Raw genomic sequence first — 24451 nt, 5'->3', positions numbered from 1 at the left:
CCAGCTATTTTAATTTTTTTTGCAGCTGATACAACTCATTCATTGCATCAAGCGGCGTCATTTCAAGCAGATTGATGGCCCGGATTTGCTCAAGTACAAGAAGATCTTTTTTTGGAGCCTGTCTGCCGCTTTCTTTTCTGGCCGGCTGCTCACTGAAGAAAGACAGCTGGGCATCATCCGTTTTTTCAAAGGTTTCCCTTTTTTCCTGAACGGCAGCAGGAGCTTTGACCGTTTGTTCCCCCTCCAGTCCTTCAAGAATTTCTTTTGCCCTCTTGATCAGGTTCTGTGGGAGTTCTGCCAGTTCTGCAACATGAATTCCGTAGCTTTTATCTGCAGGACCTTCTTTAATTTTATGAAGAAACACAACTTTTCCATTCTCTTCAACTGCCGATACATGAACGTTTTGAAGCATCGGCAGTTCATCTGCAAGACTTGTAAGCTCATGATAGTGCGTGGAAAAAAGTGTTTTTGCTCCAATATGGTGATGAATATGCTCAATAATTGCCTGGGCCAATGCCATGCCGTCATATGTGGATGTTCCCCTGCCGATCTCATCGAAGAGAATCAGGCTTTTGCCGGTTGCATGGACAATCGCATTTTTGGCTTCAAGCATTTCGACCATAAATGTACTTTGTCCTGATATTAAATCATCTGCAGCTCCAATTCTTGTGAAAATCTGGTCAAAGACCGGAAGCACCGCCTCTGAAGCCGGAACAAAACAGCCGATTTGCGCAAGAATACTCGTCAGGGCAACTTGTCTCATATATGTGCTTTTACCGGACATATTCGGACCCGTAATCAAAAGCATGCCGCGATCGTTCGAGAAATAGCAGTCGTTTGGAACATACTCCTGTGAATTCATCACTTTCTCAACAACCGGGTGTCTTCCGTCTTTGATGAACAGTTCGCCATCTGAGAACAGAGGTTTTGTGTAATGGCGCTTTTCACTGATCACAGCAAAACACTGCAGGACGTCCAGTTCGCTGATGCACTTGGCTAGAGACTGCAGGTTTGGAATAAAGCGTTTGACCTGTTCTCTCAGTTCAGTAAACAGCTGGTATTCGATATCAACCATTTTTTCTTCTGCTTCAAGAATGAGTGTTTCTTTTTCCTTGAGTTCAGGAGTGATAAACCGTTCAGCATTCGTAAGTGTCTGTTTGCGTGTATATCTTCCCTCTTCAAGTAAATGAGCATTTGCCCGGGTTACCTCAATATAGTATCCGAACACACGATTGTATCCGATTTTCAGTGATTTGATGCCAGTGCGGACCCTCTCCTGCTGTTCAAGCTCCGCGATCCATGACTTCCCGTTTCTGCTTGCATCCCTGAATTGATCAAGCTGTTCATGAAACCCGTCCTTCATAATGTTTCCGTCTTTTATCGAAAGAGGCGGGTTTTCAACAAGGGCAGTGTCAAGCAATTCACACAGCTCTGTGCATGGATCAATCTTGTGCTCCATTTCACGAAGCGCAGCGTGATTTATCCCGGATAAAACTTCTTTAATAGCAGGAACCTGCTGCAGTGATTTTTTAAGCTGAATCAAATCTCTTGCATTGACGCTGCCGAAAGCGACTCGGCCTGCAAGGCGTTCAAGATCATACACTTCTTTCAGTTTCTCTCTGAGATCCTCGCGTTCAAAATAGTGATTCAGCAGCGTCTGAACCGTATCGAGACGGCTTTCTATTTCCGTTTTAGACAGCAGCGGTCTGTCAATCCATTGTTTCAGCATCCTTCCGCCCATAGCCGTTTTCGTCTCATCAAGCAGCCATAAGAGCGATCCTTTCTTACCTTTGGAACGGATCGTTTCTGTCAATTCAAGATTTCTTTTTGAATAGATATCAATCTTCATAAAATCCTTAAGCTTATACACTTTTACTTTTTGCAGGTGATCGAGACTTCTTTTCTGCGTTTTCTGCAGATAAGTGCACAGCCTGCCAAATGTCTCTTTCAGCCGGTCATCTGTCAGGTGGTCCATAATGGGGGCAAAAGCGTCCCATTTTTCTGCAGACTGAAAAGAGATTGTCACTTTCGATCTCTCTGTCACCTTTTTCAGTACGTCCTGCGGAAAGTCAGGATCTGCGACAAGCTCTCTGACATTCAGTGAATACATCTCACTGATCACTTCATCAAATCCGTTTAAAAGAGTAACCTGATTTTCTCCGGTAGACAGATCCGTGACAGCAAATCCGTAGCAGGATGAGAACTCGGATACAGATGCTATGTAATTGTTTTCTCTTTCCTGAAGGCCTTTGCCATTCATGACTGTTCCCGGTGTGATCAGCTGAACGACTTCCCTGCGCACAACACCTTTAGCCTGTTTAGGGTCTTCCGTCTGTTCACAAATGGCCACTTTGTAGCCTTTCTCAATCAATGTTTCAATATATCCTGGTGCAGAGTGATATGGAACGCCGCACATAGGAATTCTGTCGGCACTGCCTCCGTCTCTGCTCGTCAGTGTAATTTCAAGTTCAGCAGATGCTTTCTTTGCATCTTCAAAAAACATTTCATAAAAGTCGCCAAGGCGAAAAAATAAAAAGGCATCCTGATACTCTGCCTTTATCTTTAAATATTGCTGTATCATCGGCGTATATGCTGCCATTGTAATCCCCCATTAACCTTGCGTTTCAAAACAACCTTAATTATAGCATAGATGCCAGTAATTTTGGTTTGGGGAATACTAGAAGCTCCGAGTTTTTGCCAAAGAAAAAACCAGGAAGATAATTCTCCCCAGTTTCCTCTTACTCTTCGTCTCCGCCTACAAGAAATTCAGGATTCAGGTCTTCGAATTCATCGTCAAGGTCTTCTTCCCAGTCCTCATCTGATTCAACAAAGCCTTCGTTGTTAATGGCAACAACCACTTTTGTTTCCCCGACAACCTCTGCCAAAAATTCACGCTCAGCTGAAACGACAACTTTGCTGCCGTTAGGAGAAATGTTAACCTCCATGCAGTTAGGCTGCTGCATCACTTTTGCAATCACTTCATGTTCATCGTCAAGAAAGTTGTTATCTTTATATTTCAGCTTAATGACGTCAACATATGAAACTTTTTCTGTGACAACTTCTGTTTTCGTATTGTCTGCATACGAATACCAGACATTGATGTCATAAGTACCTTCTACCTCGACTGTTTTCCCAACCTTTTTTGCATCATATTTATGGTTGATCAGCCAGCCGCCCAGAATGCTTGTCGGCTTTTGCGAAGGAGCAATGCTGTGGGTGGATTGAGTAAACTTTTTGCCTTTCGCAACTACCGCTTTCGTGATTATTTCTCTGTATTCAGCCATTCGTACATACCCTCCTCAATCATCTTCATTTAATCCTATGCTGGGCTAGTATGGTTTGTGCTGCTGCTTAAAAGGAATAAATAATAGGTACCGCCAATACATGAATCGGTATACTTCATTCTATGCGTGTACGCCCAGAAATGTGCCTAAAAGTTTAAAAGAAAACCCAATTCCCGCTGTGTTGCAGGCATATAGGATAAAATCTTGTTCGTCCTATAAATATGATACAGCTGTTCATTTTAGTAGAGGTTTTCAGCAAAGGCGGGTTTGGCCTTTGCTGGCTGCGGTTTTATATATGATTATTTGGAACATAGTTTTGTTAGAGATTTTTACGGTTTTTTCAATGAAATCGTACTGTTTCAGTTCTTTTTTGTTCAATTAACCTTAATTGAATAGCCTATATGATTATTTAGAACATGATTTAAATTGAAAATTGAATTAAAAAAATGTCCTTCCTGTTTTCACAGAAAGGACATTTTTTCAGCTGCTGCAAGCTGAGCCGGGTGAGTTATTCACTTTTGAACCTGTTTCCCCGCTCAGAAGGTCTCCGCCTGTCGTGCGGATAATTTCGTCTGTTACTTGATTTGATATTGTAACAGCGATCAGCTGGAGCAGATCATTTACTTCAACTTGAGATTCCTTGAACTCCTGAATGATCGGAAGTTCATCGAGCTCTTCCTGAAGTTTGTCAATTTTGTCTTCTACTTGTTTAAGAGCTTCCTGCTTGCTGTAGTGCTGAAAATTGACTGCCTGTTTTTGAAGGCTTTTAATGCTTGCTACTTTTTCGCGGATTTTCTGATTTTCGTTAATTTGAGCTTCTGCTTTTTTGAAGAACTCAACTTCCTTTGTATCAGCTACCATTTGCGCCAATTCACGTGCTCTGGCCACGATTTCTTCTTTAGTATACACTGTCATCCCCCTATTTCACCTCTATTGCTTCTTCTGCCATTTCCCCGTCTAAAGACCATGTTTTTGCTTTCGTAATTTTCACTTTTACAATCTCGCCGATGGCTGATTTTGGACCTCTGAAGTTTACAAGCTTGCTTTTTGATGTATACCCGGCAAGCACTTCAGGGTTGTTTTTGCTTTCGCCCTCAACAAGGACTTCCACAACCTGCCCTTCATATTCCATCATTTTTTTCGCTGAGATCTCATTAACCAGTTTGTTCAGTTTTTGCAGGCGTGCTTTTTTCACTTCCATCGGAACATTATCCTGCATTTTTGCTGCAGGCGTTCCTTCACGCGGAGAGTAAATGAACGTGTACGCACTGTCAAATTCCACTTCGCGGTACATAGAGAGCGTTTCTTCAAACTGCTCATCTGTTTCGTTCGGGAATCCGACGATGATATCCGTTGTTAAAGAAGCCGTTGGAATCGCTTCCTTGATTTTCTTGACGAGTGTCATATACTTTTCACGGTCGTATTTGCGCGCCATCAGCTTCAGCACTTCCGAGCTTCCAGACTGTACAGGAAGGTGGATATGATCAAGAAGATTTCCGCCTTTTGCAAGGACCTCGATCAAATGATCATCAAAATCGCGCGGATGACTTGTTGTAAACCGGACACGGGCTACGTCAATCTTGCGGATTTCATCCATCAGATCGCCAAGTCCGTATTCCATGTCTTCAAAATCTTTGCCGTATGCATTTACGTTCTGCCCAAGCAGGGTAATTTCTTTATAGCCGCTTGCTGCAAGCTGTCTAACTTCATGAATAATTTCTTCCGGACGTCTGCTGCGTTCTTTTCCGCGGGTGTACGGAACGATGCAGTATGTGCAGAACTTATCGCAGCCGAACATAATGTTGACCCATGCTTTTATTTTGCCTTTGCGCTCGCGCGGCAGATTTTCAATCACATCGCCTTCTTTAGACCAGACCTCAATGACCATTTCTTTGGACATATAGGCATCGCTAAGAATATTCGGCAGGCGGTGAATGTTATGTGTGCCGAAGATCATGTCCACGTGCTGATGCTTTTTCATAATCCGGTTAACAACCGATTCTTCCTGGGACATGCATCCACAGACGCCGATCAGCAGGCCCGGTCTTTCGCGTTTTAGCGCTTTTAAGTGGCCGATTTCGCCAAACACTTTGTTTTCTGCATTTTCACGGATGGCACATGTATTTAAAAGAATCACATCAGCATCTTCTGCTGCGGCTGTTGCTTCATATCCAAGTGCAGTAAAAATCCCGGCCATTACTTCCGTATCGTGCTCGTTCATTTGACAGCCGTACGTTCTGATCAGGAATTTCTTTCCGTTGCCGAGGCCTCTGAATTCTTCTGAGATTTTAAAATCATTTTGATATTTCACTTCTTCTTTACCGCGTTTTTTAGCATCCTTTAAAGAAGGAGGCATGTACACGGCCTGGAAATACTTGCTGTAATCCTTCTCGGATTTTTTGTCCGAAGGCGTTACCTGCGAGCTTTCCAGACGCTGCTTTTCGTTCATGTAAAACAGTCTCCTTTCAGGCCTTTCAAACCGTCTCACTCAGGGTGAGAGTATACCAATTTTATAGTATATCTGTTCTTAAAGAACAAAACAATAAAATATTCAGAAAGGACATACATCTATAGTAAATGATTGAGAAAAAAAAGAAAAGCAGGGCTTCTGACTGCGGCAAAAAAAGAGAGGCTTCGAGCCTCTCTTTTCGATTAATTAAGGATGTTCAGCTCTTTTGCCGCTTTTTCAAAAATGTCCAGTGCCTGCTGAAGCTCTTCGGTTGAGTGCTCAGCTGTGACAATCGTCCGGACGCGGGCCTGCCCTTTTGCAACTGTAGGGAATGCGATTCCCTGAGCAAAGACGCCGTATTCTCTCAGTTTATCAGAGAATTGATGAGACAGCGCTTCATCACCGACAATGACAGGCGTAACCGGAGTTTCGCTTTTCCCGGTGTCAAAGCCAAGATCTTCAAGACCCTTTTTGAAAAACTTCGCGTTCTCCCAAAGCTTGTCAATCAGCTCAGGCTCTTCAAGCAATACATTGATTGCTTCCATGCATGCTGCTGTGACAGCAGGAGGATGAGATGTGCTGAATAAGAACGGGCGTCCTTTTTGAATAAGGTAGTCAATCAGCGTTCGTGTACTTGCGACATATCCGCCAAGAACTCCTACCGCTTTGCTTAATGTTCCCACCTGAATATGTACACGTCCGTCAAGACCAAAATGATTAACTGTGCCGCGGCCATTTTTGCCGAGTACACCTGAAGCATGCGCATCGTCAACCATAACGAGGGCGTCATATTTTTCAGCGAGCTCGACAATCTCCGGAAGCGGAGCGATATTGCCGTCCATTGAGAAAACACCGTCCGTTACAATGATGCGGACACGGAAGTCTGCTGATTCTTTCAGTGCGCGTTCAAGGTCAGCCATATCCACGTGATTATACACTTTGCGGGCTGCTTTAGTCAGTCTGATGCCATCGATGATGGATGCATGGTTTAAAGCATCAGAAATGACCACATCTTCTTTTGTCAGAATAGAAGACAGCACGCCCTGGTTTGTTGTAAAACCGGACTGAAACACAAGCGCTGCTTCCGTATGCTTAAACTCGGCAAGCTTTTGCTCAAGCTCTTCATGCATGGAAAATGTTCCTGCAATTGTTCTGACCGAACCGGTTCCGGCCCCGTATTTTTGGGCAGCTTCTACTGATGCTTTTACAAGTCTTGGATGTGTGGTGAGCCCAAGATAGTTGTTTGAAGAAAGCTGAATCAGTTCTTTTCCTCCGATCACGACTTTTGACTTTTGATCGGATTCCAGAGGAATCAATTTACGGAACGTCCCGCTTTGTTTCATTTCATCAAGTTCTGCCTGTAAGTATTCAAACCCTTTCATCATAGCCCCTCCAGTTCATGTTTAAGGATGTAATACGACTTTACCACAATTTCCTTCGATCATTAAATTGAAGCCTTTTTCAAAGTCTTCAAGCGGGAAGTGATGGGTAATCAGCGGCGTGACATCAACCTGCCCTGATTTTAAAAGACGCGAAACCTGCTGCCATGTTTCATACATTTTTCTGCCTGTTATGCCCTGTACGGTTATACCTTTAAATACAATATCATTCGTCACATCAATCTCTACAGGCCGGACCGGGAGACTTAAAATGGACACTCGGCCGCCGTTTGTCACCATCTTGAACCCCTGATCCATCGCAGCCGGGTGGCCGGACATTTCGCACACGACATCGACGCCGTTTCCATCGGTCAATTCGCTGATTCTCTTAAGCGGATCTTCATTTTTAGAATTGATGACGGCTGTTGCTCCCATTTCTTTTGCAAGATTCAACCTGTAGTCATTTAAATCGAGCGCAATCACCTGGGATGCTCCTGCAGCTTTTGCAACGCCTGCTGCCATGATGCCGATCGGACCGCAGCCAATAACAGCGACGCTTTTGCCTGCTACATCACCAGCAAGGACAGTATGTACGGCATTTCCCATCGGCTCCTGTATGGACGCTGTATCAAACGGCATTTCCTTCGGATTTTTCCAGAGGTTAACTGCCGGAAGCGCCACGTATTCTGCAAAACAGCCATCTGTGTCGACGCCGATAATCTTTGTATTTTTACAGATATGATAGTTTCCTGTAAGACATTGCGGACATTCGTAGCATACAAGGTGCGTTTCAGCAGAAACAAAATCTCCAACTTCAACGTTTGTGACTTTGCTTCCAACCTGCGCAACCTCTCCGGAGAATTCATGGCCAAAAACATATGGAGGATTAACACGGCTTTCCGACCAGGCATCCCACGTATAAATATGAACATCTGTCCCGCAGATGGACGTAGCTTTTACTTTAATCAGTACTTCGTGATCGTTAATCTGAGGAATATCCACCATTTTCAGCTCGGCTCCAAATCCTCTGTGATGCTTCACAACCGCTTTCATTTTTCCATTCACAATGAACACTCCCTGCTTAAAAAACTGCTTTATACGTTATCATAGTTGAAGTTTATCATCCTTGAAAAGCAGTGTAAAGATGGGTGTCCTCTCCAAAAAGACACATGAACACACCCGGAAAAAATTTCGGAAAAAGTTTTATAAGCGCGTTTAATCTGACCAGAATCATTTAGTTTTCAATTTAAAAAACGCCTATCCGGAGATAGACGTTTTCTGGCTTACATAAATTCGGCAAGAAGTTCGTTAAACTTCTCTTCGCTGATTTTCAGGTCTGCATGAGAAAGCGGCTCATCGCTGTAATTGTGAACGAGCTCCTGATAGGACGGCTGATTGGCATTCTGATAAATCAGTCCTGTTACAAGACCGTTTTTCTCCATCAGCGTCTGCATGGCCTGCATCCGGTTAGAAGGATCATATCCTTCGATGTCTGCAAGCTTTGTGAGATTTTCCTTGAACCAGTCATACGTGTTGATTTTGTTGTACGTTACGCAAGGGCTGAATACATTGATCAGCGAGAAGCCTTTATGTTTAATTCCCGCTTCAATTATGGCTGTCAAGTCTTTTAAGTCGGTTGAAAAGCTCTGGGCCACAAACGTTGCACCTGCTGTAAGAGCCATTTCCATAACAGAAAGAGAAGATTCTATGGACCCTTTAGGTGTACTCTTCGTTTTGAATCCGACATCGCTTCGCGGTGATGTCTGGCCTTTTGTCAGGCCGTAGATCTGATTGTCCATCACGATATATGTGACATCAATGTTTCTTCTGATGGCATGAATGGTATGTCCCATGCCGATGGCAAACCCGTCGCCGTCACCGCCGGAGGCGATAACCGTCAAATCTTTATTCGCCATTTTAACACCCTGGGCAATCGGGAGGGAACGGCCGTGAATGCCGTGGAACCCATAGGCATTGATATATCCTGAAATACGTCCGGAACATCCGATGCCTGATACAACGGCAAGCTGATCCGGCTCAAGGCCTGCATTTGCGGCAGCCCGCTGAATGGCAGCCTGCACGGAGAAGTCTCCGCATCCCGGACACCAGTTTGGTTTTACATTATTCCGAAATTCTTTAAATGTCGCCATTTAGAACAACTCCTTGCATTTTGAATGAACTTCATGCGGCAAGAGCGGATTTCCATCGTATTTTAAGATCGAGGAAATTTTCTCTGCATGGCCGACATTCATTTTGATCAGGCTGGCAAGCTGGCCAGTCGCGTTGTTTTCGACTACTACGACTTTTTTTGCTGCCTTAACAAGCGGAAGCATTTCATCTGCCGGGAATGGATGAAGAAGGCGGACATGAGCGTGATTTGCTTTCACGCCGTCCTTTTCAAGGCGGACCATTGCCTCTTCGATTGTTCCTCTTGTTGAGTTAAAGCCGACAAATAAAACATCTGGTTCAGGGTGAATCAGATTCTGATGTACAGGCGTATCAAACCTCATGGCTGAAAGCTTTCTGAGGCGTTTGTCCATCTGGGCTTTCCGGTTCGTTGCCACTTCTGAAGGCTTTCCTGTCTCATCATGCTCAACACCTGTCACATGGTGAATGCCGTTCTTCATACCTGGCAGAACACGCGGAGAAACGCCGTCATCTGTCACTTCAAAGCGTTTGAAATAGCCTTTGTTTTCGATTTCCGGAAGTTCTTCCTGAACGAGTTTGCCGCGGCGGATCTGAATTTTATCATAGTCTAACGGTTCGACCGTCTGTTTGCCCAGTGACAGCTGGAGGTCTGTGAGAAGGATGACCGGACACTGGTATTCCTCTGCAAGGTTGAAGGCTTCGATGGTATCATAAAAAGCTTCCTGAACCGTACTTGGCGCCATCACAATCTTAGGGATCTCCCCGTGTGTTCCGTAAATCATGGCCATCAGATCTGACTGTTCCTGCTTAGTCGGAAGACCTGTACTTGGGCCTCCGCGCTGCGTATCCACGATGACAAGCGGCTGTTCCGTGATACCGGATAATCCGATTGCCTCCATCATTAATGACAGTCCAGGCCCTGCTGAAGCAGTCAGTGTCCGTGTTCCGGCATAGTTTGCTCCGATCGCCATTGTACATGCGGCAATTTCATCCTCAGTCTGAATGACCGTTCCGCCAAAATCAGGCAGCTTTTTAATTAAGTATTCCATAATTTCAGAAGCCGGAGTAATCGGATAGGCAGCCATAAACCGGGCCCCGCCTGCTACAGCACCGAGTGCAATGGCATCATTTCCGATCATAAACATGCGCTTGTTTCCGTCTGCTTTTTCAAGGTACAGATCATCGCGGTCAAACTGCAGCTCCTGTTTCATGTAACTTGAGCCTTTTGCAATGGCCTCAAGGTTCTTCTCGACAATCTGCTGGCCTTTTCTTCCGTAGATCTCCTGAACAACATTCTGAAACTGTTCTGTTCCAAGGTCAAGAACCGCACTTGTTGCACCTATCGCTACCATGTTTTTCATCAGAGACGTTCCAAGCTCTGTTGCAATCTCTGTAAATGGTACAGAATAAAGGACAGCGCTGCAGTCATCCGGAATAGACGGATTAAATTTCGAATCTGCAATCACAAGCCCGCCTTTGCGAAGCTCATACACATTCACATCAATCGTTTCCTGGTCAAAAGCTACTAATATATCAAGGTCATCGGATATAGCTCGGACTTGGGTTGTGCTTACACGAATTTTATTGTTCGTGTGGCCGCCCTTAATTCGGGATGAAAAATGGCGGTACCCATACAAATAATATCCCATTCTATTTAAAGCAATTGAAAAGACTTCACCTGTACTTTCAATACCTTCGCCCTGCTGTCCTCCAACTTTCCATGAAAGTTGACTGATCATGTGCCTTACACCCCTTCTTAAGAAACACTCATATATTTTTTGCCCTGTTTAGAGCTGATACACTTCGTCAGATTATGTACTAAACGTTACAATTGTAGAACGATAAAGAGAAAAAAACAAGCGTTTCAGGCAAATAAACCTGTTTTTGTCGCGAATTTATTTGATTTTTTCAAATCTTCCATCTATTGTGTCAGAATGAAATCGCATTGATAAAATTGAGGCAAAGAAATTTTTCCGTCTGTCTTTCAGAATAGTGCCTCAGAAGCGTGTTTACGAGATAAGGATATTGCTCATATCCTTCAAGCCCCTCTACTGTTTCGTCAATTCCGTCAAAATCCGAACCGAATCCTACCGCATCTTCCCCTACAATGCCAAGAATATAATCAAGATGATTCAATATGTGCTTCATGCCGGCTTGTGCATGGGACGCCGTAAACTGCGGAACAAATGTAATCCCGATCATTCCCTTTTTATCAGCGACCGCCTTCAGCTGATCTTCTTTTAAATTCCTCGGGTGCGGACAGAGAGCGTAGGAATTGGAATGGCTTGCTACCGGATAATCCGCCAGTTCAATGACATCCCAGAAACTTCTCTCAGACAAATGGGAAACGTCCGTCCACATTTTATACGCATTCAGTTTTGAAACAGCATGCCTTCCAAAAAAGGTAAGTCCCGCATTCCTTGTTTCGAGTGCGCCGTCTGCAAGCAGGTTTGCAAAATTCCAGGTCAGCCCGGCTGCTCTTACCCCCAGATGATAAAAAACAGACAGCATTTGAAGATCATGGCCGATGGGCTCCAATCCTTCAAGCGTCAGGATGGCCCCGATTTCATCTTCCTTCAGGAGGTCTGCATCCTGCTTTGTTTTGATCAGCCTGATTTTTCCATAGCGTTCAAGAATGCGCTCGTGAAAAATGGCAGCCTGTGCAAGCGCGCATTCTTTTTTATTAACTGCCTCTACTGGCACAAAAATAGCAAAGCACTGAATTTTCGCTCCAAATCTGAAGAGCTTCTCAATGGTTACGTGAAGATTCAAATCGTTCCATTCGCTCTTTTCAGGATCTTTCCAAAGCTTATACAGCAGATCACAATGAGCATCAAAGATACGCACAAGAAATCAACTCTTCTCCGGCAAGGCCTTATTTATGAAAAAACAAGCCTGCTTGCGTATCCCGCAAACAGGCTGTACTCTTCTCTATTTAACGAGGCTCAATAATTAATTTTATCGCAGTACGCTCTTCACCATCAATGAGAATATCCGTAAAGGCGGGTATGCAGATCAGGTCAACGCCGCTCGGGGCAACAAATCCCCTGGCAATGGCTACAGCTTTTACGGCCTGATTAAGGGCGCCTGCGCCAATGGCCTGTATCTCGGCAGCTCCTCTTTCCCGCAGAACGCCTGCAAGAGCCCCCGCTACGGAGTTAGGATTGGACTTTGCTGAAACTTTTAATATTTCCATTTCTAGAATCCCCCTTGTTTTCAATAGATCGTGAATGTACATTGGATCGTGTATTACCGGATCTGTTCAGAGGGCTCATCCCCTTTATGAGCCTTCTAAACCTCTTATACAGTCATTCCATTGATACTATATTCACTAGAGGGAAAGAGTATTCCTGCTTGTTCGTTTATTTTTTCTAAAATTTCAAAATAAATGATCTATTCAAAAAACATGTGATCATCATTAATTAAAATCCGTTCAATCTTTGATGCATTACCTGTTTTATCATTGATATCGACTACAACTGCACTCAGCTGCGCCTTGCCTTCCGTTACTTCAAAACGGACGGGCAGACTTGTTAAAAAACGTTTGATGACAGCTTCCCGCTCAACTCCGAGTATGCCGTCATACGGTCCTGTCATGCCGACATCTGTAATAAAGGCAGTCCCGTGATCAAGAATCCGTTCATCTGCCGTCTGAACGTGTGTATGGGTTCCGACAACAGCTGATGCCTTTCCGTCCAGATACCAGCCCATCGCCTGCTTTTCACTTGTAGCTTCAGCATGGAAATCCACAAAGATAATAGGTGTGCGTTTTCGAGCTTCCTCAATCAGCTCATCCGCTTTTTTAAACGGACAGTCAATCGGAGCAAGAAAGGTCCGGCCCTGAAGATTAATCACAGCAACTTCTTTGCCATCCGCTTTAATATAGGTAATGCCTTCGCCTGGTGTCCCTTCAGGAAAATTGGCAGGGCGGATCAAATGAGGAACCTCTTCAATGAATTCAAAAATCTCCCGTTTATCCCACGTGTGATTCCCCATCGTAATGACCTGTGCTCCCGCCTGAATCAGCTCATGATAGATTTTCTGTGTGAGTCCTTTTCCATGAGCAGCGTTCTCTCCATTTACGATCGTCAAGGATGGTCTGAACTTCTTTTTAAGCTTTGGCAAATATTCTTTAATCATGTCCCGGCCCGGTGAGCCGACGACATCTCCGACAAATAATAGTTTCATGCTGTAAAACCTTCTCTCTGCAAATATGTCTTTTTCTTTAGTTTGGCTTAGATCTCTGAAAATAGGCCCCTGTATTTCAGTTCCGGGCAAAAAATAAAGCGATGCGGGAGGCATCGCTTTATTTTGCATATTCAACAGCCCTTGTTTCACGAATGACTGTTACTTTAATGTGACCTGGGTAATCCAGCTCTTCTTCAATCCGCTTGCGGATATCACGTGCCAGACGGTGAGCCTGAAGATCATCGATCGTATCCGGCTTAACCATGATGCGAACTTCACGGCCTGCCTGAATGGCGAAGGATTTTTCAACACCTTCGTACGATTCAGAAATCTCTTCAAGTTTTTCAAGTCGGCGGATATAATTTTCAAGCGTTTCGCTTCTTGCGCCCGGACGTGCTGCAGATAAAGCATCTGCTGCCGCAACCAGAACCGCAATAACGGAAGTCGGTTCCTGATCGCCATGGTGAGAAGCAATACTGTTGATGACAACCGGATGCTCCTTGTACTTAGTAGCAAGTTCCACACCGATTTCAACATGGCTTCCTTCTACCTCATGGTCGATTGCTTTACCGATATCATGCAGCAAGCCTGCACGTTTTGCCAATGTAACATCTTCGCCAAGCTCTGCAGCCATGAGGCCGGAGAGGTAGGCAACTTCCATGGAGTGCTTCAGGACATTTTGACCGTAGCTCGTTCTGAACTTCAGACGGCCCATGATCTTGATCAAGTCAGGGTGAAGTCCGTGAACGCCAACTTCAAAGGTTGTCTGTTCGCCCACTTCGCGGATGTACTCATCCACTTCACGGCGGGATTTTTCAACCATTTCTTCAATTCGCGCTGGATGAATGCGTCCATCCTGCACAAGTTTGTCCAATGCGATTCTTGCTGTTTCCCTGCGAATTGGGTCAAATCCGGAAAGAATAACGGCTTCCGGAGTATCATCAATAATCAGGTCGATACCTGTCAGGGTCTCAAGTGTTCGGATATTTCGTCCTTCACGGCCAATGATGCGTCCCTTCATTTCATCATTTGGCAGGTTAACGACGGATACCGTTGTTTCAGCCACATGATCGGCTGCACAACGCTGGATAGCAAGGGAAAGGATTTCTTTCGCTCGTTTATCCGCTTCTTCTTTCGCACGATTTTCGCTTTCTTTAACGGTTACGGCGATATCATGAGAAAGCTCATTTTCAACCTTTTCAAGAATGATCTGCTTAGCCTCTTCACGGGTTAAGCTGGAAATGCGCTCAAGCTCAGCTTGCTGTTTCCGCACCATCTCGTCCACTTTGCTTTCCATCTCTTCAATATGCTGTTGTCTTTCATTCAGAGAATCTTCCTTTTTCTCAAGCATGTTCTCGCGCTTGTCCAAAGATTCATCCTTGCGGTCTAGATTCTCTTCTTTTTGTAACAGGCGATTTTCTTGTTTTTGCAGCTCATTTCGTCGCTCACGAATTTCCTGCTCGGCTTCTGTGCGAAGCTTGTGAATATCATCCTTTGCTTCAAGAAGCGCTTCTTTTTTCGTTGCTTCTGCATCACGCCTTGCATCTTCAAGAATCTGCTCAGCTGTGCCTTTAGCACCGGCAATCTTCGCTTCTGCAATGGATTTACGAACAAAATAGCCAACAACTGCACCGACGATTAGGCCAAGCAAAATGGAGATGATCATTGTAATGGGATCCATCATTTCACCTCCTCTTGCTATGAACTTGTTTCTTGCTAGATTTAAGTGTCGGCATGTACATTGCATACATTCTTCAATATACAGCACAAAGCTTAAGGGTTTCATGGAGACCTCGCAGCAATCCGTTCTGCAGGTCAACATCTGCTTTCATAGTGCCTCGCAAAAAGTTCTAACAAAATAATATTACTTCTCAATTGTAAATGTGTGAATTTTTCTTGTCAAGCCTGTCATTCTGGCGTTTTCAGTGCAATTATGAATTTTCAGGCATTGCCTGACATTTCTTAAACAGGAAAAGTCAGGAGTTCCGCCCATTTACTTCAACCATTCTGCCAACATTTATTCAAAAATATACAAAAAAGAGGCGCGGACGCCCCTTTTTTTAGTCTTCGAGCAAATTCAGTTCATCCTGTTCTTCAGGTACAGCAGCGTCACCGTCTAATCCGTAGTGGCTGCGGATTTTCTCCTGAAGCTCAAGGCGGATGGCCGGGTTCTCCTTAAGGAAGATCTTTGCGTTTTCTCTTCCCTGTCCCAGGCGCTCATCATTATATGAATACCATGAGCCGCTCTTTTGAACAATATCGCTTTCCGTTCCAAGGTCGATGATCTCTCCCTCTTTGGAAATGCCTTCTCCGTACATGATGTCAACTTCTGCCACACGGAATGGAGGAGCAACCTTGTTCTTGACGACTTTTACTTTCGTTTTGTTTCCGACCATTTCATTTCCCTGTTTAAGTGTTTCTGCACGGCGCACTTCAAGACGGACAGAAGAATAAAATTTAAGAGCGCGTCCGCCTGGCGTCGTTTCAGGGTTTCCGAACATGACACCGACTTTTTCACGGATCTGGTTGATGAAAATGGCAATGGTCTTTGACTTGCTGATTGCACCTGAGAGTTTGCGTAGCGCCTGTGACATAAGACGCGCCTGCAGACCTACGTGTGCATCTCCCATTTCTCCTTCAATTTCCGCTTTAGGAACAAGGGCAGCCACTGAATCGACAATCAGAATGTCTACAGCTCCGCTTCGGACAAGCGCTTCGGCAATTTCAAGCGCCTGCTCGCCTGTATCCGGCTGGGAAAGAAGAAGCTCATCAATGTTGACACCAAGCTTCTGGGCATATACAGGATCAAGGGCATGCTCAGCATCAATAAATGCAGCCTGTCCCCCTGCAGCCTGTACTTCAGCGATGGCATGAAGGGCAACAGTTGTTTTACCTGAGCTCTCAGGTCCGTAAATTTCAACAATTCTTCCGCGCGGATAGCCGCCGACTCCAAGAGCCGCATCCAGCGCAAGCGAACCGCTTGGGGATGTAGAGATTTTACGGTCGGTCTGTTCACCGAGTTTCATAATTGAACCTTTACCAAATTGTTTTTCTATTTGTTTAAGTGCCATATCTAAGGCAGCCTGACGATCGCTCACTGAGTTTCCTCCTTTAGTTATTAACCTATTAATAATATACCTTTATTTTATCTGTTTGACAAGCAAAAAGCGAACATTTATTCGTTTTTTTGCACATTGAAATGGATGGCAAAATTCATTTTTCCCCTTATTGAAAAGAGAAATTTGGATTCTTTTAAACACGTAAAATCCTATTTTGCATTTCTGAATGGATGATTTGCGCAGCCGCCCGTGCAGAATTAGAAAATGGACAAAAAGAAAAATACAGCTTATTCCGCTGTATTTTCTGTTAAAGCTTTTACTGCTAGATGGCAGCCGTATTTTACTGTTCGTTTGCGTATGCCGTTCCTGCTTCCTGCAAGCAGGAGCTGATGCACCTCTGTCTGTCTGCCCTTTACGGCAAGACCTATATAAACAGTGCCCGGCTTCTTTCCTTCAACAGGCTCTTCGCCCGCTATACCTGTAAAGCTTATCCCGATATCGCTCCCTGTCAGCTTTCTGATCTGCTCTGCCATTTCAAGCGCACATTGCCCGCTGACTGCACCATGCTCTTCAAGCGTTTCTTTCGATACTCCGAGCATGGATTCCTTCACTTCATTTGTATAGCACACAATCGTTCCTTTAAAAACGTCTGAAGTGCCTTTAACTGCTGTAAGCTGATCTGAAAACAGCCCTCCTGTCAGACTTTCGGCTGCAGAAATGGTCATTCCCCGCTGCCTCAGATGCCTTAATAGCTCTTCTGCAAGTGTCGTCTGATCATAACCGTAGAAAAACGCGCCGACTCTTTCGTTTATCGCCTTTTCAGCATCGTTTATCAGTTTGACAGCTTCAGCTTCATTCTGGTGCCGTGCTGTCAGTCTTAACGTCACTTCCCCGTCTCCTGCAAGAGGAGCAATTGTGGGGTTTGATTGTCCGTCAATAAGATCCTGAATATCCGTTTCAAGCTGGGATTCCCCTATTCCGAAATAACGGAGAACTCTTGAGATGATTTTATCGTTTCTGCCAAGTGCTTTTCTGAAAAAAGGAAGTCCGAATTTCAGAAACATCGGCTTCATTTCACTTGGAGGCCCGGGAAGAAGCATATAGATGATGCCGTCTGTTTGAATGGCCATCCCCGGGGCCATGCCATGTTCATTTTTCAGAATATCAGAGCCCTCAATGACAAGGGCCTGCTTTTTATTGTTTTCTGACATGGGGCGGTTTACTTTCACAAAATAATCTTCGATGCTGCGCAGCGCTTCCTCGTCTGTTGTGAGTTTTCGCCCGAGCATGCTTGCGATGGTTTCTTTTGTGAGGTCGTCCTTGGTCGGACCGAGACCTCCAGTAAACACGATGATATTTGAACGTTCCTGTGCTGTTTTTACTGCCTGCTCAAGCCTGCGCGGGTTATCTCCCACAACTGTATGGTAATAGACGTTAATCCCGTCCTCTGCAAGCTGCTGAGAGATGAACTGGGCATTTGAATTGACAATCTGCCCGAGCAGCAATTCAGATCCAACCGCAATAATCTCTGTTTTTGTAGCCATGTGCATTCTCCTCTGCGTGTTTTACTTTGAAGAAAGAAGGGCAGCCTTGTTTTTGGCGAAATAGTCCCAACCGGAATAAACAGTAAAAAATAATGCAACCCATAACGCTATATCTGCAAAAGGAAGAGACAGATAGGAAAACGGAATATTGTGCAGCAGCAAAGCAGAGATGGCGATAATCTGTGCCCATGTTTTAATTTTACCGAGCATATTCGCAGCAACGACTTCTCCTTCTCCTGCAAGTACAAGACGAAGACCGGTCACTGCAAATTCACGGCTGATAATAATAATGACAATCCAGGAAGGGGCAAGACCAAGCTCCACTAAGATAATCAGTGCGGCTGATACAAGAAGCTTATCAGCGAGCGGATCAAGAAATTTGCCGAGGTTTGTGACCATGTTCAGCTTCCGGGCATAATAGCCGTCAATCCAGTCAGTTGTTGAAGCAATGATAAACAGGATGGCGCCTGCTAAATGAGTGACAGGAATTGAGGTCTCTCCTGCGTACAGGGTTCCCCAGTCAAATGGCGCAAGCATAATCACCATAAATACCGGGATTAAAAGAATTCTTGAAATGGTTATCTTATTTGGCAAGTTCATGTGTTTTCCTCCAAAACGTTAATGTATGTACACTAAGACAAAAAGAATGAAAGAAAGCCATCTCATAGATGACTTTATTCCTTAGTATATACGATTTGCATATCTTGTCTCACTGTTTTTTTCGGATCAATCTTGTATTCAACGGGTTTGCCGTTTACTTTGATCTGGGCAGCGGATGCATTTCCGATGACAATGAAAGCTTCCGTTTCATTTGTAAAGTCATGAGACTCGGTTTTGCCTTTATTCAGCATGCCGCTGAAAAACTTTTTGCCGGATGCGTTGCGGATCTCAATCCAGGTTGTCCCGGATGAGGTCACATCAAGCTTGAACTGCTCTGCTTTCGTTAATTCATAAACAGCTTTCCGGCCGGCTGTTTCTTTAAATACGATTTCAGAAGCCGGTTCGGCAGGTTTTTCTTCAGCCGGCTTTTCTTCCTTGGCAGGAGCGCTGCCTGTATCTGTTTCTTTCGGCTTAGGCTCTTCAGGACTTTCAATGGCATCGTATTCATTTTCTCCGCTTGATGTCTGCTTTGGCTGATCTGCCTGTCCTGATGAATCCGGCTTGTTTTGAACAGTAATCCAGATGATGACCGCAGCAAGAATGACGACCGCTATAATCAGAATGCGCGGCAGGAATTCAAGAACTTTTGATGCTGATTTCGGCAGCTCTTTATGTGTTTTCACGCGGGAGAGCTCAATCGTCTCCTCTGTGTGAACAATTGGAATTTCATTTTTGTATTCATCAAAAATTTTCTCCGGATCAAGACCGACCGCTTCTGCATACTGCTTAATAAAGGCACGCACATAAAAGTTTCCCGGCATCATGCCGTAGTTTCCCTCTTCTATGCCGAGCAGATAGCGCTTCTGTATTTTTGTTATTGCCTGGAGATCGTCAAGACTTAGTTTCCGCTCTTCTCTCGCCTGTTTCAGTCGATTTCCTAATTCACTCAACCATAACACCTTCCATATCTTCTAAAAATCAAACCCGGAAAAACTCGATTCATCGAACATTTGAGGCCCTGCTGCTTCCTCATATGTAATCTTTTCATCCGGGTCATTCCGAAGTTCAATTATATAGTCAAAATCATCTAGTGTATACTCTGTATTTTGCACAAACATATCAGGGTGCTCCACTACTTTTGTTGCTGAAAGCCGCATAATTTCCCTGACAAGCTGCAAATGCTTCTCAGAGCCTCTGCGGGTCGACACGATCCCGTCGATGATAAACACATTGTCCACACTGTATTCATCCGCAATCAGCTGGCTGCGGATCGTTTGCTTGAGCAATGTGGACGACACAAAAAGCCACCTTTTATTCGCACACACGCTTGATGCCACAATAGATTCGGTTTTCCCTACTCTCGGCATGCCCCTGATTCCAATCAGCTTATGCCCTTCCTGCTTGTACAGCTCTGCAAGGAAATCAACAAGCAGGCCAAGTTCATCTCTGACAAACCTGAACGTTTTTTTGTCATCCGCATCTCTTTGTATGTATCTTCCGTGACGGACAGCAAGTGTATCCCTCAGTTTCGGTTTTCTTAATTTTGTCACTTTAATATGGTCCATCGTATTTAAAATGGATTCAAGCCGCTGAATCTGCTCGTTATTCGTGCATTTAAGCAGCAGTCCCCTCCGGCTGTCGTCCACACCGTTTATCGTCACGATATTAATGGAAAGCATCCCGAGAAGCGATGATATGTCACCGAGGAGCCCGGGACGGTTTTTCTGAATTTCATATTCTAAATACCATTCCTGCATATCCAATTATGGACCCCCTTCAAAACAAGGTCTGTCGCACCTATATCCATATCATAAAGCATTTTGCCAAAAGAGGAAAGAATAATTCCTTGACAATAAAAAAAGGGTACTGAGACCTACAAAGGCGTCTGATCTTTGAAGAAAAGGCAGAAAAAAAAGAGAGGACCTGCGTCCCCTCTTATCTTGTGCCGTTATTTTGGACAAGTTTTACCATCATGTTCGCAATGGCATGCTGCTCGTCTTTAGAAGCAACGCTCCAAAGATCTGCAAGAACTTTTTCCTGATCATTTTTCGGGTCTACCTGTTTTGCAAGGTAATCGCCGATTTCATAAGCAAGGTCGCCTACAGCTTCTTGTTTCATTCCGTCGCCCTCAGCATGGTGCAGACGGTCGCCGAGGAAGTTTTTCCACTGATCCCAGTTATCTAAAACAGACATTCTAACCCCTCCTAATTAAATGGAATACAGTGTTAGTTTGTCTTTGCTTCATGAATTTATGCGGAAACGGAACGAAAAATTTACACGTGCCAGCCTCCATTAACCGAAAGAATCTGACCGGTTATGTAGCTTGCCCGCTCTGACGCAGCAAAAGATACAGCATCCGCAATTTCTTCCGGCCGCCCGAGCCGTCCAAGGGGTATTTCTTCTTTTAAATCATCCAGCTCTTCTTCTGAAAATTCATCGAGCATCTTCGTTTTGACTGCACCGGGAGATACCGCATTTACCCTGATGCCTGATGGAGCAAGCTCTTTCGCCAAGGCTTTTACAAACGAGTTTTGCCCGCCCTTCACCATACTGTAGAGCACTTCGCATGAGGCGCCAATCTCACCCCATATCGACGTGATCACTACAATATTTCCGCTTTTATTGCGCACCATTGAAGGGATTGCCTTCTGTGCAATTTTATAGGGGCTTGTGATATGAAGCTGAACGAGTTCATCAATTTCATCATCATTCAGATCAGTCATCAGGCCAAACCGGCTCTTTCCGCTGTTCAATATAAGAAGGTCTGCAGCAATTTCCTGTTCCATAAGCGTGTCAGGTCCTGTTGGGTGCGACAGATTTGCCTGTACAATCCTGCATTGTACAGGCAGCTCCTCCTTAAGCCTCTCCAGAGGTTCTTTGTTCCGGTAATAATGCAAGATTAAATCATATCCTTCAGAAGCAAGCTTTCTTGCTGTCGCGAGACCGATTCCTCCGCTTGCTCCCGTAATCAATGCCGTTTTTTTCATCGTTCTCCTCTTTCCTCTTATCTTGACCGAGAAAAAAACACCCTCAAAAAGGATGTTTATTTCGGTACAACCTGGCAGACAGAAAACAGCGCTTCTTCGACCACTTCATTCAGCGTAGAATGGATATCATCGTTTGTCAATTGCTCAAGAACAGGTACAACATCAAACAGATTCATTTCATTGAATGAATAGCGTGTGAACTGGTTTGCAATGTACTCCGGTGAATTAATTGCTCTCAGAAAAGAGCCGATTTTTTTCTTTTTGGCATTTTCAAGACGATCTGCAGGTATACCTTCGCGCTTAGCCTTGAGCAGCGTCTCCTTAATTTCGTCTGCAAGCTCATCCGGACGGTCTGTATCGCCGCCGATCATGGCAAAGCCAAACCCGCTTTCTTCTGTATAATCATAACTGAATGTATCATCAATCAGACCACTTTCATACAGTTCCGTATACTTCTCAGAGCTTTTTCCAAACACCATATCCAAAATGAGGTTCATGGACAGCTCGTGCTTCATCAGCTCTTCCCCTGAGCGGTCAGCCTGCTTTGCTTTCAGTCCGACAAGGCATTTTGAAGACTGCACATTCATTTTCAGCTTTTCCGAAGCTTTGGCGACCGTATCAGGCTCATTCACTTCTGCCCGTTTAATCTCAGCCGGCGGCTTAAAGTCTTTTTTGTCCTGATTATCCCGGATCTGCGACAGAATGCTTTCCGGATCAACAGGGCCTGTGACAAACAGCAGCATATTGCTTGGATGATAAAACGTGTGATAGCACTCATACAGAAGGTCTTTCGTTATTTTAGAAATTGACTCTACTGTCCCGGCAATGTCGATCCCGACCGGATGCTTGTGGAACATGTTCTGAATGAGCCCGAAATACAGACGCCAGTCGGGATTATCGTCATACATGTTGATCTCCTGGCCGATAATGCCTTTTTCTTTCTCGACAGATTTTTCCGTGAAGTAGGGATCCTGAACAAAATCAACAAGGGTTTCAAGGTTTTTCTCAACATTTGAAGTACTTGAAAATAAATAAGCTGTCCTTGTAAACGATGTAAAGGCATTTGAAGAGGCTCCCTGCTTGCTGAAATCCTGAAAAACATCTCCATCTTCTTTTTCAAAAAGTTTATGCTCAAGAAAATGAGCGATTCCGTCCGGAACAGAAATCATGTCCTTTTGATCAAGGGGCACAAATTCATTGTCAATCGAACCATATTTCGTAGTGAACGTCGCATAGGTTTTATTGAATCCTTTTTTAGGGAGAACATACACGTTCAGGCCATTCTGCATTTTTTCATAGAACAGCTCTTCCTGCAGCTGATCAAACTTTATGGATTTTGCCATTTAAGCCTCCTCCTTTCCCGTTAAGAAGTACACCGTATCAAGTTCAATTTTCCCCGCAGCTGCAACAATATCTTCTTTTGTTACATGCTCGATTCCATCCAGGTACTTGTCAAAAGGCTCGTCAATGTTTGAAATGACGTTGTGATACAGCACTTCTACAGCTCCGTATGACGTATCAATTGTTTCAAGAAGCTGATTTTTTATAACCGCTTTTGTCTGATCAATTTCCTTCTCTTCAAAATCACCGTTCTTCATCGCTTCCATTTGTTCTTTAATGATGGTTACGGCCCGTTCGAAGTTTGCAAATTCAATGCCTGACATGACCATCAGAAGTCCCTTGTGGCTTTCGACTCTTGAGGCGGCATAATAAGCGAGACTTTCTTTTTCGCGGACATTAATAAACAGCTTTGAGTGGGAAAACCCTCCAAAAATCCCGTTAAAAACCTGAAGTGCATAGTATTCTTTATCCCCGTAAGTACAATGGGTGCGGTAGCCGATATTCAGCTTGCCCTGCTTCACGTCTTGCTTTTCAATCACTTCATTTGGTTCAGACTGTCTTTTTTCGGTGATGGATTTCTCAGCTGATTTGTGGGCGTTCTCACCAAACACAAAAAACTGCTTTGTATACTTGCTTACCTCTTCCTTCGAGACGTCACCGGTAACGTAGAGGTCCATTTTGTCTTCTTTTAATGCTTTTTTATAGTACTCATAAAGGCTCCCGGATGTAATGCGGTCAAGATGGTCAATCTCTCCGTTCACATGAAGGCGGTACGGCTCATCTTTGCACATTTCCTGTACAAGCCTCAAATTGGAATATCTCATTTTATCGTCATAGACCGCCTGGATCCGCTGCTTAAGCGTCCGTTTTTCCTGAGTAATGATCTCATCCGGAAAGGAGGAATCTTTTACAACAGGAGAAAGCACAATCTCAGACAGTAGCTTCATCGCTTTTTCAAGAAGCGGAGTCTGATCTGACAAAAAGCGTTCATTGGCAACTTCAATGCGGATGGAAATAATATGATGGTCGCCTTTTTTCGACAGGTCCACAAAAAGTGTTGCACCGTAAAGTTCATCAAGGTGCTTTCTGAGTTCTGTGCTTGTCGGAAACGTTTTTGTCCCCCTTTGAAGGACATAAGGAAGGAGCGCGCGGAATGTCACGTCTTCTTCATTAAGCGGGGCAAGCATTTTAAATACAAGTGAATTTGTCTTAAATTTATCCGTTTGAACGGTATGAAGCGTCAAGCCGTTGATTGTTTCGATTTGTTCAGTTAAATAACTCATAATGACCCTCCTAACAAGCAGTTTCTCTTATATTTTTACCTGTTTTCTACATTAGCGTATGGAACCATTCTAGTAATTATATCAACTTTAGGATAATTAAGGAAATGATATCCCGCCTTACTGCCATTAGTGTGCCGCTGTCCAGAATTTGCATTCATGCAAAAACGGCCCCGCCGTGTGGCGGGACCG

General features: G+C 44.4%; 21 protein-coding genes. All 21 read right to left on the bottom strand.

Annotated elements, in window-relative coordinates; translation table 11 throughout:
• Window positions 1–4: 4 nt before the first annotated feature.
• The 21 genes from mutS to yfmF all read right to left on the bottom strand — a co-directional run bounded on the left by mutS (window position 5) and on the right by yfmF (window position 24262).
• Window positions 5–2599, bottom strand: a complete 2595-nt coding sequence (gene mutS, locus ACTSEZ_RS05400) for a DNA mismatch repair protein MutS (protein ID WP_369733169.1) — start codon at window positions 2597–2599, stop codon at window positions 5–7.
• A 139-nt stretch (window positions 2600–2738) separates the two neighbouring features.
• Window positions 2739–3284 (bottom strand): outer spore coat protein CotE, encoded by a 546-nt coding sequence (gene cotE, locus ACTSEZ_RS05395; RefSeq protein WP_369733168.1) that lies wholly within the window; start codon window positions 3282–3284, stop codon window positions 2739–2741.
• A 480-nt stretch (window positions 3285–3764) separates the two neighbouring features.
• Window positions 3765–4199 carry a YlbF/YmcA family competence regulator gene (locus ACTSEZ_RS05390; protein WP_369733167.1) on the bottom strand — a complete coding sequence of 145 codons (435 nt, stop codon included), beginning with the start codon at window positions 4197–4199 and terminating at the stop codon, window positions 3765–3767.
• 4 nt (window positions 4200–4203) lie between these two features.
• Window positions 4204–5733, bottom strand: coding sequence for a tRNA (N6-isopentenyl adenosine(37)-C2)-methylthiotransferase MiaB (gene miaB, locus ACTSEZ_RS05385; protein ID WP_369733166.1), 1530 nt, complete (start codon window positions 5731–5733; stop codon window positions 4204–4206).
• Window positions 5734–5936: 203 nt separating this feature from the next.
• Window positions 5937–7115: a glycine C-acetyltransferase gene (locus ACTSEZ_RS05380; protein ID WP_369733165.1), complete on the bottom strand. Its 1179-nt coding sequence runs from the start codon at window positions 7113–7115 to the stop codon at window positions 5937–5939.
• 21 nt (window positions 7116–7136) lie between these two features.
• Window positions 7137–8177: an L-threonine 3-dehydrogenase gene (gene tdh, locus ACTSEZ_RS05375; RefSeq protein WP_369733164.1), complete on the bottom strand. Its 1041-nt coding sequence runs from the start codon at window positions 8175–8177 to the stop codon at window positions 7137–7139.
• 218 nt (window positions 8178–8395) lie between these two features.
• On the bottom strand, window positions 8396–9262 hold the full coding sequence (locus ACTSEZ_RS05370) for a 2-oxoacid:ferredoxin oxidoreductase subunit beta (protein ID WP_369733163.1): 867 nt from the start codon (window positions 9260–9262) through the stop codon (window positions 8396–8398).
• Entirely contained in the window at window positions 9263–10999 is a 1737-nt protein-coding gene (locus ACTSEZ_RS05365; protein ID WP_369733162.1) for a 2-oxoacid:acceptor oxidoreductase subunit alpha, read from the bottom strand.
• Window positions 11000–11189: 190 nt separating this feature from the next.
• Complete coding sequence (locus ACTSEZ_RS05360) at window positions 11190–12107, bottom strand: dipeptidase (RefSeq protein WP_369733161.1); 918 nt, start codon at window positions 12105–12107, stop codon at window positions 11190–11192.
• An 88-nt stretch (window positions 12108–12195) separates the two neighbouring features.
• Complete coding sequence (gene spoVS / locus ACTSEZ_RS05355; RefSeq protein WP_029281188.1) at window positions 12196–12456, bottom strand: stage V sporulation protein SpoVS; 261 nt, start codon at window positions 12454–12456, stop codon at window positions 12196–12198.
• A gap of 197 nt (window positions 12457–12653) precedes the next feature.
• Complete coding sequence (gene ymdB / locus ACTSEZ_RS05350) at window positions 12654–13448, bottom strand: 2',3'-cyclic-nucleotide 2'-phosphodiesterase (RefSeq protein ID WP_282034557.1); 795 nt, start codon at window positions 13446–13448, stop codon at window positions 12654–12656.
• A gap of 118 nt (window positions 13449–13566) precedes the next feature.
• Window positions 13567–15129: a ribonuclease Y gene (gene rny, locus ACTSEZ_RS05345; protein WP_029281192.1), complete on the bottom strand. Its 1563-nt coding sequence runs from the start codon at window positions 15127–15129 to the stop codon at window positions 13567–13569.
• A gap of 379 nt (window positions 15130–15508) precedes the next feature.
• Window positions 15509–16546 carry a recombinase RecA gene (gene recA / locus ACTSEZ_RS05340; protein ID WP_369733160.1) on the bottom strand — a complete coding sequence of 346 codons (1038 nt, stop codon included), beginning with the start codon at window positions 16544–16546 and terminating at the stop codon, window positions 15509–15511.
• A gap of 248 nt (window positions 16547–16794) precedes the next feature.
• The gene (locus ACTSEZ_RS05335) at window positions 16795–18057 is read right to left on the bottom strand and encodes a competence/damage-inducible protein A (protein ID WP_369733159.1); all 1263 of its coding nucleotides are present in this window, start codon (window positions 18055–18057) and stop codon (window positions 16795–16797) included.
• A 15-nt stretch (window positions 18058–18072) separates the two neighbouring features.
• Window positions 18073–18651 (bottom strand): CDP-diacylglycerol--glycerol-3-phosphate 3-phosphatidyltransferase, encoded by a 579-nt coding sequence (pgsA, locus tag ACTSEZ_RS05330; protein WP_369733158.1) that lies wholly within the window; start codon window positions 18649–18651, stop codon window positions 18073–18075.
• Between the two features lie 74 nt (window positions 18652–18725).
• The gene (locus tag ACTSEZ_RS05325; RefSeq protein ID WP_369733157.1) at window positions 18726–19601 is read right to left on the bottom strand and encodes a helix-turn-helix domain-containing protein; all 876 of its coding nucleotides are present in this window, start codon (window positions 19599–19601) and stop codon (window positions 18726–18728) included.
• Window positions 19602–19622: 21 nt separating this feature from the next.
• Window positions 19623–20408: a YmfK family protein gene (locus ACTSEZ_RS05320; RefSeq protein WP_369734055.1), complete on the bottom strand. Its 786-nt coding sequence runs from the start codon at window positions 20406–20408 to the stop codon at window positions 19623–19625.
• Window positions 20409–20586: 178 nt separating this feature from the next.
• Window positions 20587–20844, bottom strand: coding sequence for a DUF3243 domain-containing protein (locus ACTSEZ_RS05315; RefSeq protein ID WP_029281204.1), 258 nt, complete (start codon window positions 20842–20844; stop codon window positions 20587–20589).
• An 80-nt stretch (window positions 20845–20924) separates the two neighbouring features.
• The gene (gene ymfI / locus ACTSEZ_RS05310) at window positions 20925–21638 is read right to left on the bottom strand and encodes an elongation factor P 5-aminopentanone reductase (protein ID WP_369733156.1); all 714 of its coding nucleotides are present in this window, start codon (window positions 21636–21638) and stop codon (window positions 20925–20927) included.
• 56 nt (window positions 21639–21694) lie between these two features.
• The gene (yfmH, locus tag ACTSEZ_RS05305) at window positions 21695–22981 is read right to left on the bottom strand and encodes an EF-P 5-aminopentanol modification-associated protein YfmH (protein WP_369733155.1); all 1287 of its coding nucleotides are present in this window, start codon (window positions 22979–22981) and stop codon (window positions 21695–21697) included.
• A complete protein-coding gene (gene yfmF, locus ACTSEZ_RS05300) occupies window positions 22982–24262 on the bottom strand; it encodes an EF-P 5-aminopentanol modification-associated protein YfmF (RefSeq protein ID WP_369733154.1) in 1281 nt (426 codons plus the stop codon). It lies immediately after the preceding gene.
• Between the last annotated feature and the right edge of the window lie 189 nt (window positions 24263–24451).

The organism is Metabacillus mesotrionivorans (assembly GCF_052171315.1).
Taxonomy (GTDB): domain Bacteria; phylum Bacillota; class Bacilli; order Bacillales; family Bacillaceae; genus Bacillus_P.
This window is presented reverse-complemented; position numbering and strand designations above follow the sequence as displayed.

Bases quoted from the DNA above. Each gene is read 5' to 3' on its own strand.
- mutS (WP_369733169.1), bottom strand. From the start codon at position 2,599: ATGGCAGCATATACGCCGATGATACAGCAATATTTAAAGATAAAGGCA.
- cotE (WP_369733168.1), bottom strand. From the start codon at position 3,284: ATGGCTGAATACAGAGAAATAATCACGAAAGCGGTAGTTGCGAAAGGC.
- ACTSEZ_RS05390 (WP_369733167.1), bottom strand. From the start codon at position 4,199: ATGACAGTGTATACTAAAGAAGAAATCGTGGCCAGAGCACGTGAATTG.
- miaB (WP_369733166.1), bottom strand. From the start codon at position 5,733: ATGAACGAAAAGCAGCGTCTGGAAAGCTCGCAGGTAACGCCTTCGGAC.
- ACTSEZ_RS05380 (WP_369733165.1), bottom strand. From the start codon at position 7,115: ATGAAAGGGTTTGAATACTTACAGGCAGAACTTGATGAAATGAAACAA.
- ACTSEZ_RS05370 (WP_369733163.1), bottom strand. From the start codon at position 9,262: ATGGCGACATTTAAAGAATTTCGGAATAATGTAAAACCAAACTGGTGT.
- ACTSEZ_RS05365 (WP_369733162.1), bottom strand. From the start codon at position 10,999: ATGATCAGTCAACTTTCATGGAAAGTTGGAGGACAGCAGGGCGAAGGT.
- spoVS (WP_029281188.1), bottom strand. From the start codon at position 12,456: ATGGAAATATTAAAAGTTTCAGCAAAGTCCAATCCTAACTCCGTAGCG.
- ymdB (WP_282034557.1), bottom strand. From the start codon at position 13,448: ATGAAACTATTATTTGTCGGAGATGTCGTCGGCTCACCGGGCCGGGAC.
- rny (WP_029281192.1), bottom strand. From the start codon at position 15,129: ATGGATCCCATTACAATGATCATCTCCATTTTGCTTGGCCTAATCGTC.
- ACTSEZ_RS05335 (WP_369733159.1), bottom strand. From the start codon at position 18,057: ATGCACATGGCTACAAAAACAGAGATTATTGCGGTTGGATCTGAATTG.
- pgsA (WP_369733158.1), bottom strand. From the start codon at position 18,651: ATGAACTTGCCAAATAAGATAACCATTTCAAGAATTCTTTTAATCCCG.
- ACTSEZ_RS05320 (WP_369734055.1), bottom strand. From the start codon at position 20,408: ATGCAGGAATGGTATTTAGAATATGAAATTCAGAAAAACCGTCCCGGG.
- ACTSEZ_RS05315 (WP_029281204.1), bottom strand. From the start codon at position 20,844: ATGTCTGTTTTAGATAACTGGGATCAGTGGAAAAACTTCCTCGGCGAC.
- ymfI (WP_369733156.1), bottom strand. From the start codon at position 21,638: ATGAAAAAAACGGCATTGATTACGGGAGCAAGCGGAGGAATCGGTCTC.
- yfmH (WP_369733155.1), bottom strand. From the start codon at position 22,981: ATGGCAAAATCCATAAAGTTTGATCAGCTGCAGGAAGAGCTGTTCTAT.
- yfmF (WP_369733154.1), bottom strand. From the start codon at position 24,262: ATGAGTTATTTAACTGAACAAATCGAAACAATCAACGGCTTGACGCTT.